The organism is Modestobacter sp. SYSU DS0511, from assembly GCF_054050755.1.
The window spans coordinates 79,373-93,175 of sequence record NZ_JBJGZY010000016.1 but is presented as its reverse complement, the minus strand read 5'-3'; the positions used below and the strand labels follow the sequence as shown (position 1 = coordinate 93,175).

The 13,803-nt window shown below is 72.9% G+C and carries 14 protein-coding genes; 5 read left to right on the top strand and 9 right to left on the bottom strand.

The features are described from left to right. Nucleotides 1-247: 247 nt before the first annotated feature. The 5 genes from ACI783_RS10345 to ACI783_RS10325 all read right to left on the bottom strand — a co-directional run bounded on the left by ACI783_RS10345 (nucleotide 248) and on the right by ACI783_RS10325 (nucleotide 6,268). On the bottom strand, nucleotides 248-1,249 hold the full coding sequence (locus ACI783_RS10345) for an amidohydrolase family protein (protein WP_457085393.1): 1,002 nt from the start codon (nucleotides 1,247-1,249) through the stop codon (nucleotides 248-250). A 10-nt stretch (nucleotides 1,250-1,259) separates the two neighbouring features. Next, complete coding sequence (locus tag ACI783_RS10340; protein WP_457140369.1) at nucleotides 1,260-2,366, bottom strand: zinc-dependent alcohol dehydrogenase; 1,107 nt, start codon at nucleotides 2,364-2,366, stop codon at nucleotides 1,260-1,262. A gap of 102 nt (nucleotides 2,367-2,468) precedes the next feature. Next, nucleotides 2,469-3,587, bottom strand: a complete 1,119-nt coding sequence (locus ACI783_RS10335; protein WP_457085391.1) for an NDMA-dependent alcohol dehydrogenase — start codon at nucleotides 3,585-3,587, stop codon at nucleotides 2,469-2,471. An 81-nt stretch (nucleotides 3,588-3,668) separates the two neighbouring features. After that, complete coding sequence (locus ACI783_RS10330; protein WP_457085390.1) at nucleotides 3,669-5,147, bottom strand: aldehyde dehydrogenase family protein; 1,479 nt, start codon at nucleotides 5,145-5,147, stop codon at nucleotides 3,669-3,671. 11 nt (nucleotides 5,148-5,158) lie between these two features. Then, nucleotides 5,159-6,268 carry an NDMA-dependent alcohol dehydrogenase gene (locus ACI783_RS10325; protein ID WP_457085389.1) on the bottom strand — a complete coding sequence of 370 codons (1,110 nt, stop codon included), beginning with the start codon at nucleotides 6,266-6,268 and terminating at the stop codon, nucleotides 5,159-5,161. Nucleotides 6,269-6,664: 396 nt separating this feature from the next. Between ACI783_RS10325 and ACI783_RS10320 the strand changes: the two genes are divergently transcribed. The 5 genes from ACI783_RS10320 (at nucleotide 6,665) to ACI783_RS10300 (ending at nucleotide 10,916) form a co-directional block, all read left to right on the top strand. After that, on the top strand, nucleotides 6,665-7,423 hold the full coding sequence (locus ACI783_RS10320; RefSeq protein WP_457085388.1) for a CoA transferase subunit A: 759 nt from the start codon (nucleotides 6,665-6,667) through the stop codon (nucleotides 7,421-7,423). Continuing rightward, nucleotides 7,423-8,085, top strand: coding sequence for a 3-oxoacid CoA-transferase subunit B (locus ACI783_RS10315; protein WP_457140368.1), 663 nt, complete (start codon nucleotides 7,423-7,425; stop codon nucleotides 8,083-8,085). The genes ACI783_RS10320 and ACI783_RS10315 overlap by 1 nt, the downstream gene beginning before the upstream one ends. After that, complete coding sequence (locus ACI783_RS10310; protein ID WP_457140367.1) at nucleotides 8,082-8,978, top strand: amidohydrolase family protein; 897 nt, start codon at nucleotides 8,082-8,084, stop codon at nucleotides 8,976-8,978. Before ACI783_RS10315 ends, ACI783_RS10310 begins: the two co-directional genes overlap by 4 nt. Nucleotides 8,979-9,008: 30 nt before the next feature. Further along, nucleotides 9,009-9,926: an SDR family NAD(P)-dependent oxidoreductase gene (locus ACI783_RS10305; protein WP_457140366.1), complete on the top strand. Its 918-nt coding sequence runs from the start codon at nucleotides 9,009-9,011 to the stop codon at nucleotides 9,924-9,926. Between the two features lie 129 nt (nucleotides 9,927-10,055). Then, nucleotides 10,056-10,916: a DUF559 domain-containing protein gene (locus ACI783_RS10300; protein ID WP_457140365.1), complete on the top strand. Its 861-nt coding sequence runs from the start codon at nucleotides 10,056-10,058 to the stop codon at nucleotides 10,914-10,916. Nucleotides 10,917-10,990: 74 nt separating this feature from the next. Here ACI783_RS10300 and ACI783_RS10295 read toward each other — a convergent pair whose 3' ends face one another. The 4 genes from ACI783_RS10295 to ACI783_RS10280 are packed head-to-tail and all read right to left on the bottom strand — an operon-like array spanning nucleotide 10,991 to nucleotide 13,786. Then, nucleotides 10,991-11,935 (bottom strand): SDR family NAD(P)-dependent oxidoreductase, encoded by a 945-nt coding sequence (locus ACI783_RS10295; protein ID WP_457140364.1) that lies wholly within the window; start codon nucleotides 11,933-11,935, stop codon nucleotides 10,991-10,993. Between the two features lie 2 nt (nucleotides 11,936-11,937). Then, entirely contained in the window at nucleotides 11,938-12,168 is a 231-nt protein-coding gene (locus ACI783_RS10290) for a hypothetical protein (protein ID WP_457075419.1), read from the bottom strand. Continuing rightward, nucleotides 12,165-13,229 (bottom strand): hypothetical protein, encoded by a 1,065-nt coding sequence (locus ACI783_RS10285; protein ID WP_457140363.1) that lies wholly within the window; start codon nucleotides 13,227-13,229, stop codon nucleotides 12,165-12,167. The genes ACI783_RS10290 and ACI783_RS10285 overlap by 4 nt, the downstream gene beginning before the upstream one ends. Next, complete coding sequence (locus ACI783_RS10280) at nucleotides 13,226-13,786, bottom strand: UGSC family (seleno)protein (RefSeq protein ID WP_457140362.1); 561 nt, start codon at nucleotides 13,784-13,786, stop codon at nucleotides 13,226-13,228. The genes ACI783_RS10285 and ACI783_RS10280 overlap by 4 nt, the downstream gene beginning before the upstream one ends. Nucleotides 13,787-13,803 lie beyond the last annotated feature (17 nt).

Here is a 13,803-nt window from a genome sequence, read left to right as displayed (position 1 = left end):
CCCCCCCCCCCCCCCCCCCCCCCCCCCCCCCCCCCCCCCCCCCCCCCCCCCCCCCCCCCCCCCCCCCCCCCCCCCCCCCCCCCCCCCCCCCCCCCCCCCCCCCCCCCACGTCCGGTCAGCCCGGTGGACCCGGCTGGCCCGCGGTGAAGCCGGTGACCCGGGGCCGGAGCGGCCTCCGCGCGGCCGGGGACGGCAGCGGGCCCCGCCCGCGGGTCGCGGACGGGGCCCGGGAGGAGGGCAGGGTCGGTCAGGGGTGGTCGATCCCCAGCCAGCGGAAGGCGTTGCCGCTCATCACGTCGGCGAGGTCCTCCGGCGGCAGGTCCAGCGTGCGCAGGGTGCGCCCGGCCGGCTCCTCGCGCAGCATCGCCGGGAAGTCCGAGCCCACCAGCAGCCGGTCGGCGCCCAGGTAGTCGACCAGGAACCGCAGTGCGCGGCGGTCGAAGACCATCGAGTCGTACCAGAACCGCCGGGCCAGCTCGACCGGCGAGGGCCCGTCGTCGTGCATCACCGCGCGGGTCAGGTCGACCGGCTCCTCGTTCCAGGAACCACCCCAGAAGTACTGGGCCCGGGGCAGCATCAGCGGGAAGCCCCCCGCCGCGTGGCTGAAGGAGATGCGCAGGTCCGGGCAGGCCTTCGCCGTCCCACCGGTCACCATGGAGCCCGCCGCGAAGGCGCCCTCCACACCGACGACGTAGGTGCCCATCGCCGACATCGGCAGCCGCTCCGACGGGCTGGGCATGGCGTGCACGAACACCGACAGGCCCAGCCGCTCGACCTCGGTGAAGAACGGCAGGAACTGCTCGTGGCCGATCGACTTCCCCAGGATGTTGGAGGCGATCTCCACCCCGAGCAGCCCCTGGTCCTTGATGGCCTTCAGCTCGGCGGTGGCGGCGTCGGGGTCCTGAAGCGGCACCATGCCCAGCCCCTTGAGCCGGTCGGGCACCTCCGCGCAGAGCAGCGCGGTGGCCTCGTTCACCCAGCGGGCCAGGGACATCCCGTCGTCGGCGGGGAGGTCGTAGCGCAGCAGCGGCGGCATCGGGCTGAGCACCTCGACGTCGACCCCGGAGGCGTCCTGCTCCTGGATGCGGCGTTCGGCGTCGAAGAAGGCGTCCCGGGCGGTGAACCGCATCTGGCCGAACACCAGGGTGCGGGCGGTGTCGCCGTCGACCGGTTCCATCCGGGGGAAGCACTCCGGCGCATCGGCCGGGTAGTCGCGGGGCAGCAGGTGGGCGTGCGCGTCGACGAGCACGGGTGCCTCCTCAGGCGGACAGGTTGGGGTGGACCGACACGTGCACCGGGGACTCCCCCGGCACCTCGCCGGCGAGCGTCTCGATGGCCAGGGCGGTGTCCTCCAGGCCGAACGTGTGGGTGTGCAGCTTCTCCAGCGGGAACCGCCCGGACTCGATCAGCGCGATGGCCGCCTCCTGACCGGCGAAGTCCACGCCGAACGCGCCCTTGACGACGAGCCCGCGGTTGATGATCAGGTCGGTGCTCAGCGGGATCTCGCGCCCGCCCTTCAGCCCGGCGAGCACCACGGTGCCGCCGAACCGCGCCACCTTCAGCGCGTCGGTGACCGGCCCGGCGGCCATCGGGGTGAGCTCCAGGACGACGTCGGCCATCTCGCCGCCGGTGATCTCCCGGACCCGCTCGACGACGTCCTCGCCGTCCTCCCCCACCACCACGGTGTGGTCGGCGCCGAACTCGCGAGCCAGTGCGAGCTTGTGCTCGTCGGCGGCCAGGCCGGTCACGATGACCGTGCCGGCGCCCGCGGCCTTCGCCGCGATCACCGAGGCGATGCCGCGCTGTCCGGCGCCGAGCACGACGACGGTGTCGCCGAGCCCGATGCCGCCCAGGTGCACCGCCCAGCGCACGCCGGCGCCCAGCGGGTTGAACATGACCGCGATCTCGGCGGGGATCGTCTTGTCGATCTTGTGCAGGACCGAGTTCGGCGTCAGGTAGAGGTGCTCGGCGAACCCGCCGAACAGGCTCGGCTCGACGTCGACCCCGGTGACCCCGTGCCCCAGGGTCCGGTTCGGGCAGGCCTGGTAGCGCCCGGTGAGGCACTTCTCGCAGGCCCGGCAGGGGACGATGACCTCCAGCGCCACCCGGTCGCCGACCTGCACCCCCCAGCGCTCGGCCGCCCGGTCACCGATCTCCTCGATGATCCCCATCGGCTCGTGACCGGGGATGAAGTCGCCGCGGCCCATCGACATGTGGCCCTTGTAGGTCTCCACGTCGCTGCCGCAGATGCCGTTGGCCTCCACGCGCAGCAGACCGTCGTCGGCACCGATCACCGGGCGGGGGAAGTCGCGCAGCTCCATCTTCCGGGGCCCGGTCTGGACCACCGCGCGCACTCTGTCGCTCATCGCTCTCCTCGAGCTCGGCCGGCGCGCGGGTGCGCCGGGTGACCGGTGCCGCCCGGGAGGAGCCGGGCGGCACCGGACGTGGGAGGGGCATCCGGCGCGGGGTCAGTCCTCGTGGACGATGACGCCGCGGATGTTCTTGCCGTCGTTCAGGTCCTGGTAGGCCTGGTTGACCTCGTCCAGCCGGTACGTGCGGGTGACCAGCTCGTCGAGCTTGAGGTCACCGGCGCGGTACAGGCCCAGCAGCTTCGGGATGTCGTACAGCGGGTTGCAGTCGCCGAAGAGCGCGCCGCGGACCTGGCGCTGGTAGCCGATGAGCGCGCCGGCGTGGAAGTGCACGGCCTTCTCGGTCAGCTTGCCGACGCCGGTGATGGTCACCTTGCCGCCCTTGCCGGTCATCGCCAGCGCGGAGTTGACGATCTCCTCGGTCACCACGCCCGGGGTGAGGATGGCGTGGTCGGCCAGCTGCCCCCACGTCGTCTCGACCACGAAGTCGTGCGCCTCCTTCGCCGAGGCGAAGGCGTGCGTGGCGCCGAAGACGGTGGCCATCTCCCGCTTGAACTCGACCGGGTCGACGACGACGACGTTCTTGGCCCCGGCGTACCGGGCGCCCTGCACGGCGTTGCTGCCCACCCCGCCGGAGCCGAAGACGACGACGGTGTCCCCGGGCTTGACGCCGGCGGCGTAGACCGCCGAGCCCCAGCCGGTGGGGACGCCGCAGCCGACGAGGCTGGCGACCTCGAAGGGGATGTCGTCGGCCAGCGGCACGCACGCCCACTCCGAGACCACCGCGTACTGGGAGAAGGTGCCCAGCGAGCAGAACCCGCCCAGGTCCTCGTCGCCGAGGTGGAACCGGAAGGTGCCGTCGAGGAACATGCCGCTGCCGGCGTTGAGGCCCTTGACGCACATGTTCTGGTGCCCGGTGGAGCAGGGCCGGCAGGCGCCGCAGGCGGGGATGTAGGAGCAGATCACCCGGTCACCGGGCTTGACCCGGCGGACGTCGGGGCCGACCGACTCGACGATCCCGGCGCCCTCGTGGCCACCGACCATCGGGAAGCGCACCGGGGCGTCGCCCTGGGTGATGTGGTCGTCGGAGTGGCAGAGCCCCGAGGCGGCGAACTTGACCCGCACCTCGTGGGCCTTGGGGTCGTCCAGCTGCAGGTCGACCATCTCCCAGCCGATGTGCGGCCCGCGGGCGATGGCGGCGTGCGTGGTGATGCTCATCGGGATGCCTCCCAAGCAGGGTGGACGAGGGCGGGGTGGAACGAGCCGAGGGCGGGTCGGGCCGAACCCGGTGCGCGGAGGTCAGGCACCGGTGCCGCGCAGGGAGACGGTCTTGACCTGGGTGTAGTCCAGGACGGCGTCGGCGCCCATGGTGCGGCCGAAGCCGCTGCGCTTGTAGCCGCCGAACGGGCCGCCGATGACGCCGGCGCCGAGTGCGGCGTTGACCGCCACCTGGCCGGCCTGCAGGCCGCGCGAGAACCGGACGGCCTTGCCGACGTCGTTGGTCCAGACCGAGGCGACCAGCCCGTAGTCGGTGCCGTTGGCGACCTGCAGGGCCTCGGCCTCGTCGGCCACCGGGGTGACCCCGAGGACCGGACCGAAGATCTCCTCCTGGTGGATGCGCATCGCCGGGTCGACGTTGTCGAACAACGTGGGCTCGACGAAGAAGCCGCGCTCGTACTGCTCGCCCGCGGGACGGCCGCCGCCGAGCACGAGGTCGGCGCCCTCCTCCTGGCCCAGCTGCATGTACTTGAGCACCCGCTCGTGCTGCTTGCCGTTGATCAGCGGGCCCATGTTGACCTGCTCGTACCAGGGGCCGACCTTGACCTTCGACATCTGCTCGGCCAGCCGCTGCACGACCTCGGCGTGGATCGAGCGCTCGACCACGACCCGGGAACCGGCGGCGCAGATCTGGCCGGTGTTCATCGTGATGCCCATGGCGATCGCCGGGATGGCGGCGTCCAGGTCGGCGTCGGAGAGGATCACCTGCGGCGACTTGCCGCCCAGCTCCAGGTGCAGCGGGGTGAGGTTCTTGGCGCAGGCGGCCATCACCAGGGCACCGGTGTCCGGGGAGCCGGTGAAGCTCATCCGGCGGATGCCCGGGTGGGCGGGCACGGCGGCGCCGGCCTCGTGGCCGTAGCCGGTGACGACGTTGACCACGCCCGGCGGGATGCCCGCCTCCAGCGCCAGCTTCGCCAGCGCCAGCGCCGTCAGCGGCGCGTCCTCGGCCGGCTTGATCACGATGGTGTTGCCGGCGGCGATGGCCGGGCCGACGTCGTTGACGAACATCGGCGCCGGGGCGTTCCAGGGGATGACCGCGCCCACCACGCCGTAGGGCTCGCGCAGGGTGAGCCCGATGGCGTCGGGGGTGTAGGTCGGCAGGGTCACGCCCTGCACCTTGTCGGCCTGGCCGGCGACGAAGTTCAGGATCCGGGACATCGGCGGCGGGCCCCAGCTGGGCCGGCCGACCTCCTGGGACTCCAGCTGGTCCAGCTCGGTCGCGTGCTGGTCGATCAGCTGGGCCCAGCGGGTGATCAGCGCACCCCGGGCGGTGGCGTTGGTGTCCCGCCAGGCGGGGAAGGCCGCCTCGGCCGCGCGCACGGCGGCGTCGACGTCCTCGGCGCCGCCGCGCGGCACCCGGCCGAGCACCTCACCGGTGGCGGGGTTGATCACGTCGATGGTCTGCCCGCCGGCGGCGGGCACCCAGTCACCGCCGATCAGCTGGGCGTCGTCGATGAGCAGGGGCGAGCCGGCCTGCGGGCCGGGAGGAGCGATCGTCATGTCCGGTTCCTTCAGTGCTCGTGGATGATCACGCCGCGGATGTTCTTGCCGTCCAACATGTCCTGGTAGCCCTGGTTGACCTCGTCGAGGCGGTAGGTGCGGGTGATCAGCTCGTCGAGCTTCAGGTCACCGGACCGGTAGAGGCTGAGCAGGCGGGGGACGTCGAACAGCGGGTTGCAGGCGCCGAAGATCGCGCCCTGGATGCGCCGCTGGTAGCCGATGAGGGCGCCGGGGTGCTCGTTCACCCAGCCGTTGCCGACCGCGGTGACGGTGACCTGACCGGTCTTGCCCACCACCTGGAGCGCGTCGGCGATGACCTCGTCGTGGAGGACGCCGACGGTGATGATCGCGTGGTCGGCGAGCTCGCCCCAGGTGACCTCGTTGACGAACTCCTGGGCCTCCTTCGCCGTGGCGAAGGTGTGGGTGGCGCCGAAGACGGTGGCCATCTCCCGCTTGAACTCCACCGGGTCGACGACGACGACGCGCTGCGCGCCGGCGTACCGGGCGCCCTGCACCGCGTTGCTGCCGACGCCGCCGGCGCCGTAGACGACGACGGTCTCCCCGGCGCGCACGCCGGCGGCGTGCACCGCGCTGCCCCAGCCGGTGGGGACGCCGCAGCCGACCAGGGAGGCCACCTCGAAGGGGATGTCCTCGGGGATGGGGATGACGCTGAACTCGCTGACGACGGCGCGCTCGGAGAAGGTGCCGAGCACGCACAGGCCGCCGAAGTCCTCACCGTTCTGGTGGAAGCGGAACGTGCCGTCGGGGAACTCACCGGTCGAGGCGTTCTTGCCCTCGTCGCAGAGGTTCTGCCGGGCCGTGGAGCAGTAGCGGCACTTGCCGCAGGCGGGGATGAAGGAGCAGACGACGTGGTCGCCGACCTTCACCCGGGTGACGCCCTCACCGACGGCCTCGACGATGCCCGCGCCCTCGTGGCCACCGACCACGGGGAAGCGCATCATCGCGTCGCCCTTCTGGATGTGGTCGTCGGAGTGGCACATCCCTGCGGCCATGAACTTGATCCGGACCTCGTTGGCCTGGGGGTCGTCGAGCTCGAGCTCGGTGATCTCCCACGGCTTGCCCGGCTCCCGACAGACCGCGGCGCGTGTGGTCATGCTCATCTGGGGCCCCTTCCGTGCTGACGACTGGTGGTACGGGCGCTGGCCGGGGGGCGAGAGCCTCGCTGGCACCCCGGGGCGACGCCCGGAGCCGAAGGGGACACTGCCGCCGCAGACGTGGCGTGGGCCACACACCATTCCGACCCGCGGAAGACGAGCCGGGCGGACTCCTCGGTCCGCTTCCCGGCGCGGCGGGGCCCGCCTCCACCCGGGTGGGCCCTGCCTTCCCCCGGGTGGAATACGCCTTCTCGGGTGCCGGAGGGCGTCCATACGTTCGACGACGTCCGGGTGACCCTCGACACATCGCCGTCCCGCCCAGCGCGCGGGCCCGCCGTCGGGATCGCACCAGTGCACGAGCCAGCCGCACCAACGGTGACTGGCCTGAGAAGGGGACACGGCGTGATCGACAAGTTCCGCGAGGACGTGTTGTCCGTGGTCGACAGAGTGCCGTCAGGAGCGTCCATCGCGGTCGGCGGCTTCGGCAGCTCCGGCCGTCCGGACCTGCTCCTGAACGCCCTCTGCGAGCTGGGCAAGCGCGACCTGCACGTCTACGTGAACAACGTGGGCCACGACTTCACCGGCGTGGGGAGGCTGCTGCACGAGGGCCGGCTGCGCCGGGTGACGGCGTCCTTCCCGATCCTGCAGGAGTTCTACGACGAGTACTTCGCCGGCAAGGTGGAGCTGGAGCTGGTGCCGCAGGGCACCCTGGCCGAGCGGCTGCGGGCCGGCGGCTCGGGCATCCCCGCCTTCTTCACCCCGTCCGGTGCCGGGACGATGCTCGCCGACGGCACCTTCACGCTGCGCTACTCCCCCGACGGCGGGGTGGCCGAGCACGTGCCGGCCAAGGAGCACCGCCTGATCGACGGGCGCGAGTACGTGCTGGAGACCGGCATCGTCGCCGACTTCGGGATGGTCAAGGCGTACTCCGGTGATCGCAAGGGCAACCTGCGCTTCCGGCTGTCGGCGCGGAACTTCAACCCGCTGGCCGGGATGTCCGGCCGGCACACCTTCGCCGAGGTCGACCGGCTGGTCGAGGTCGACGAGCTGCACCCGGACGACGTCCACCTGCCCGGCGTCTTCGTCGACGACGTGGTGCCGACCAGCCCGGCCCGCACCACCACCCCTGACGACAGCCGGCTGATCGCGAGGACCCGCTGATGACCACCACGCAGACCCCGCCGGTGACCGGCCGCACGCGCGAGGGCATCGCCGAGCGCCTGGCGCAGGACCTGCAGGACGGCTACGTCGTCAACCTCGGCGTCGGCATCCCGCTGGCCGTGCCGAGGTTCATCCCGCCGGGCGTGGAGGTCGTGCTGCACGCCGAGAACGGGGTGCTGGGCCTGGGCCCCGCCCCCGACGGCGAGGGCGACGTCGACCTCACCGACGCGGGCAAGCAGCCGATCACGCTGATGAGCGGGGCGGCGATCACCGACTCCGCGATGTCCTTCGCGATGATCCGCGGCGGCCACCTCGACGTCACCGTGCTCGGGGCGCTGCAGGTGTCCGCCGCCGGCGACCTCGCCAACTGGTACGTGCCCGGCCGCAACCCCGCCGTCGGCGGGGCGATGGACCTCGTGGCCGGCACCCCGCAGGTGTGGGTGACGATGGAGCACTGCGACCGCAAGGGCCGCTCCAAGGTCGTCCGCGAGTGCACGATGCCGCTGACCGGCAAGGCCTGCGTCACCCGCGTCTACACCGACCTGGCCGTCTTCCACGTCGTCGACGGCACGCTCCGGCTCGTCGAGTGCGCCCCCGGCGTCACCCCCGCCCAGGTCCGGGCCCACACCGAGGCGCCCTACACCGAGGACCTGCGGTCGTGACCTGGACCTCGCGCATCGACCTGGACCGGATCACCGCGATCGACGTGCACACCCACGTGCACCGGTCGGTCTCCGCCCCGCCGCCGGCCGACAGCAGCGCCGACGACATGGGCGCCTACTTCGGCATCGGCTCGATGCCGCAGTACACGCTGCCCGAGCTCGCCCAGTACTACCGGGAACGGGACATGGCCTGCGTCGCCTTCGGCGTGGACAGCATCTCCCAGACCGGGGAGGAGCTGGTGCCCACCAACGAGGAGGTCGCCGAGCTCGCCGCCGAGCACGCCGACGTGGTGATCCCCTTCGCCAGCATCGACCCCGCCCGGGGCGCGGCCGGGGTTCGGGCCGCCCGCCGGCTGATCACCGACCACGGCGTCCGCGGGTTCAAGTTCCACCCCAACACCCAGGGCTTCCACCCCAACGACCGCGCGGCCTACCCGCTGTACGAGGTGATCGCCGAGCACGGCCTCATCGCGCTGTTCCACACCGGCCAGACCGGGGTGGGGGCGGGCACGCCCGGAGGGGGCGGCATCCGGCTGAAGTACTCCAACCCGATGGACGTCGACGACGTCGCCGTCGACTTCCCGGACATGGACATCATCCTGGCCCACCCCTCCTTCCCCTGGCAGGACGAGGCGCTGGCCGTGGCCACCCACAAGCCGCGGGTCTACATCGACCTCTCCGGCTGGTCACCGAAGTACTTCCCGCCGCAGCTGGTCCGGTACGCCAACAGCCTGCTCAAGAACAAGGTGCTGTTCGGCTCGGACTTCCCGGTGATCACCCCGGAGCGGTGGATGAAGGACGCGGAGACCATCGGCCTGAAGGACGAGGTCAAGCCGCTGATCTACAAGTCCAACGCCGCACGGCTGCTCGGGCTGCTCCCGCCCGGGCGCTGACCCTCCCTCTCACAGACAGGACAGACATCCATGCAGGACGTCGAGGGCAAGGTCGCCTTCATCACCGGCGGGTCCAGCGGCATCGGCCGCGGGATCGGGCTCGCCCTGGCCCGGGCCGGCATGACGGTGGTGATCAGCGGCCGCCGTCAGGAGCACATCGACGAGACGACCGCGGAGTTCGCCGCCGCCGGGCTCGCGGTCGACGCGGTGCAGCTCGACGTCACCGACGCGGCCGCGGTCGAGGCGGCCGCCGCCGCCACCGTCGAGCGCCACGGCCGGGTCGACGTGCTGGTCAACAACGCCGGCATCGGGCTGACCGGCCCGGTCATGGGGGCCACCGCCAGCGACTGGGACTGGCTGATCGACGTCAACATCAAGGGCGTCGGCAACGGGCTGCGGGCGTTCGTGCCGCACATCCGGGCGCACGGCGAGGGCGGGCACATCGTCACCACCACGTCGATGGCCGGGCTCCTGCCGATCGTCGCGGGCCTGTACTCGATGACCAAGGCGGCGGTGATCGCGCTGTCGGAGGCGCTGGCGATCGAGCTGGCCCCCGAGGGGATCGGCGTCTCGGCGTACTGCCCGGGGCCGGTGCACAGCAACATCGCCGGCGCCGTCGCCGCCCGTCCCGAGCAGTACGGCGAGAGCGGCTACACCCCGCCGCCGGCGGAGTTCCTCGAGCGGGCCAAGAGCCAGCCGTACATGAGCTACGTGGAGGCCGGCGAGCGGGTGCTCAACGGCATCCGGCGGGGCGACCTGTTCATCCTCACCCACCCGGAGTTCCGCGAGGGGGTGCGGGAGCGGTTCGAGACCACGCTGGCCGCGTTCCCCGACGAGCCGATCGACGAGGCGCGCGCCGCGGCGATCCCCTTCCTTACCAGCTCGCCCATCTACGCGCCGGAGAACCGCCTCCCCTCCCCCCAGCTCCCCGACCACGTCAGCAGCTGACCCCTTCCCTTCTCGCCGAAATGGCCATTCTGGCGGTCTGATCGACCGCCAGAATGGCCATTTCTGCGGGCGGCGTGCGCCTGTGGACGGCGCCGGCGCGGTCGGCTCCTGATCGGCCACGCTCTCCTGGTGCCGCGACGACACCACCTCACCGGCGTGTTCATCGGGAGCCACGCGATCGCCGAGGGGCTGGTGACCCGGCACCAGCTCAGGGAACGCAGCTGGCGGCGCGTGGTCCAGGGGGTCTACGCCGACCCGGCCATGCCGTTCGACCACCGGTTGCGGTGCACCGGGGTCGCGCTGCTGCTGCCGTCCGGCGCCGCCATCGGCGGGCACTCGGCCGCCGCCTGGCACGGTGCACCGTTCGCCGGCACGCGCGATCCGGTCACCGTCGTCCGCCCGCCGGACGTCGAGTGGAAGGGTCCGCGCGACGTCCGGGTGCACCGTGCGGAGCTGAGCCCGGACGACGTGGCGCGGCACGACGACGTCCCGGTGACGACGGCACGGCGGACCGCCTGGGACGTCGCAGCACTGGAGCCGCTGCCCACCGCCGTCGCCGCGCTGGACGCGATGGTCCGCGCCGGCACCGTCGACCAGGCCGACCTCGCCCAGCTGCTCGCCGCAGGCGCCGGCCGCTGGGGCGTCGTCCGGGCCCGCCGGGCGTTCGCCCTCGTCGACCCGCGGGCGGAGTCACCGCCGGAGTCGCGCGTCCGGGTGGCGCTGGTGCTGGCGGGCCTCGCCCCGGTGCCCCAGTTCGAGGTCCGGGCCGCGGGGCGGTTCCTCGCCTTCGCCGACCTGGCGTTCCCCGAGGTCCGGCTCGCGGTCGAGTACGAGGGCGAGCACCACTTCGACGGCACGCAGATCGTCCGGGACGACGAGCGGATCCGGCGGCTCGAGGCGGCCGGGTGGCGGGTGATCCGGCTCAGCGCGGCGGATCTGCGCGACCTGGACGCCGTCGTCGCCCGGGTGCGGGCCGCCCTCGCCCACTGATCGCGCACCCTCCCGCCGAAATGGCCATTCTGGCGGACCGGGAGACCGCAAGAATGGCCATTTCGGCGGGCAGGTCAGCCGGCGGGGGTCTGGTCCAGCGGGATCAGCGGCACCGGGCCGGCGAGCTCCTCGGGGTCGGCCGGGAAGTAGGCGAAGTTCTTCGCCCGCGCTCCCCCGTCGACGACCAGGTCGGTGCCGGTGATCAGCCGCGCGTAGTCCGAGCACAGCCAGGCGACGGCGTGCCCGATGTCGGTCGGCGTGCCGGTGCTGCCCATCGGCACCAGCGGCGGACGCTCCCCGGTCCACCGCGCTGGGCGGCGCCACTCCTCCTCCCCCGCGCCGCCGCCCAGCCCGCCACCACCGGTGCCGCCCTTGCGGCCGGCGTTGAGCATGTCGGCGGGGATGCCCCGCTCGGCCAGCTCGGCGAGCAGCTCCGGGTTGTCGATGGTCGGCGCGGTCGGCGTGTAGCTGTTGACCCGGATGCCGTAGGGCGCGAGGTCCATCGCGGCGGCGCGGACGAAGTTGTTCACCCCGCCCTTGTTGAACGCGTAGGCGATCACCCCGGCCGAGCCGTTCCAGCCGTTGGAGGAGGAGATGCACACGATCGACCCGCGGATCCCGCGCTCGGCCATCGCGCGGCCGACGATCTTGGTGTTCAGGAAGTACCCGAGCCCGGAGACCTTGATCGACCGCTCGAAGGTGCCGGCGTCCTCGTCGAGCACGCCCTTGCCGCCGAGCATCGCGGCGTTGTTGACCAAGATGTCGATCCGGCCCCACCGCTCCAGGACGGCGTCGACGTAGCCCTGCACCGCGGCCTCGTCGGTGACGTCGCCGGGGGCGGCCATCGCCTCCCCACCGTTGCGCTCGATCCGCGCCATGGCGGTCTTGATGACGTCGTCGTTGACGTCGTTGCACGCCACCTTGGCGCCGTACCGGGACAGCGCCAGCGCGATGCCGCTGCCGATGTTCGGTCCGACGCCGGTGACCAGCGCGACCTTGCCCTCGAGGCTGACCTCCACGCTCAGTGCCCGTCGACCGGGTAGGTGAGCTCGATGCTGGCCGGGTCGACGCCGAGCACCGGGGCGAGCATCTGCTGCATCAGCGGCTTGGGCACCAGGCACTCCTCGCAGGCGTCCGGCCCGGCCACGATCCGGACGTCGGCCCGGTCGCCTGCCACGTCGACGTCGAGCCGGTAGTCGTCGGCCTGCAGCGTCTGCCGCAGCTGGTCCAGTTGCTTCTCGTCGACGGTCACGGGGTGCTCTCCTCGGTGCGGCGGGGCTTCGGGTGGGGGACGGGGACGGACCGGCCGGACCAGGTGGCCCAGCCGAAGGGACGGAAGACCGCGGAGATGGCCGCGTTGGCCGCGCCGGCGACGACGATCGGGATCTCCGCGGGCGAGGGCAGCATCGGCATCAGGTCCGGACCCGGGTCGACGTCGTGCGACTCCTTGCCGGCGGCGACCAGGTCGGACTGCGGGCGGACGGCGTGCTCGAACAGCCACTGCTGGACGTCGGCCCGCGAGTACCCGGCGGCGGCGAGCACCTGCGCGTGCTCCGGGCCCAGGACCAGCCCGCCGGTCGAGTGCTTCATGCCCAGGTAGGCGCCGGTGCGGGCCAGGGTGTCGGCGAAGTCGCGCAGCAGCGCCTCGACGTCCTCGGTGTGCCGGTTGTCGACGTACTCGACGTCCCGGATGAGCATCGCGGAGACCGCGGAGGTGCCGGCCGGCACTCCCCCGGCGACGCTGAACGGCTCCCAGGGGGAGAGCTCCTCGTTCTCCCCGACGCACAGCGTCCAGCGGCCGGGCACCCCCTGGGTGGCCTGCTCCAGCTCCTGCGGCTTGATCCCGTAACCGTTGCGCACCAGCAGCCCGAGCGCCCGGCCGACGGTGGCGTTGGCCCGGAAGCCCGGCCCCAGCACGCCGCCGGCGCAGTTGACGCCGAGCTCGGTGCGGATCGGCCCGTTGACCACCAGCAGCGGGGCCGGTCCGCTGGTCGACTGCCACGCGCCACCGCGGGACGACGGCTCCTCGCGGACCGCCTCCCAGGCGGCGAGCACGAGCGGGAAGTACTCGGGCAGGCAGCCGGCCATCACCGCGTTGACCGCGGCCTGGGCGACGGTGACCCGGCGGTCCAGGTGCTCCTGCGCGCCGATCACCTCGTCGGGGTCGCGGTCGACGGTGGCGAGGAACTCCGCGACGTCGGCCGCGGTGGCCGGCACGACGGGCAGCCCGTCGGTCCAGCCCTGCGCGTGGCAGTGCTCGATCGCCTGCCGCACCACCTGCAGGCCGGCGGGGGCCTCCGGGGCGGCGGTCACGACGCGGCCGCCGCGACCGGACGGGTCAGCAGGGTGACGATCTCGGGGACGGCGCGCTCGGCCCGGGCCCGCACGCCCTCGCGGGACAGGCTGGCCACCGGGTGCGGGGTGGTCACGTACTCGTAGCCTGCGGTGCCCTGCAGGGCGGCCATCGCGTCGGCGCTGACCCGGAAGGCGTCGCTGACCAGGACGACGGCGGGGATGCCGGCGGCCTCCAGCTGCAGCCCGTCGGCGACGGCGGAGGCGCTGCACGAGCCGCAGTCGCCCACCCCCACGACCACGACGTCGGCCTCGGCCCGCAGCTCGGCGAGCATCTCCTCCGGCGCGGGGTGCACGATGCTCGGCTTCGTGCGCTGGATCGCGATGCGGGCGCCGTGCTGGGACTCCAGCAGCGCGGCCACCTCCTGCACGAACTCCTCGGCGTTGCGCTTGGTGTTCACCAGCAGACCCACGCGCAGCCCGGCGAGGTCACCGGGGCGGGCGGCGAGCGACGTCCGGCCCTTGACGGTGCCGGCCGGGCCGCGGGTGGGGTCGACGATGTCGTCGAACAGGGACACGGGTCCTCCAGGATCGG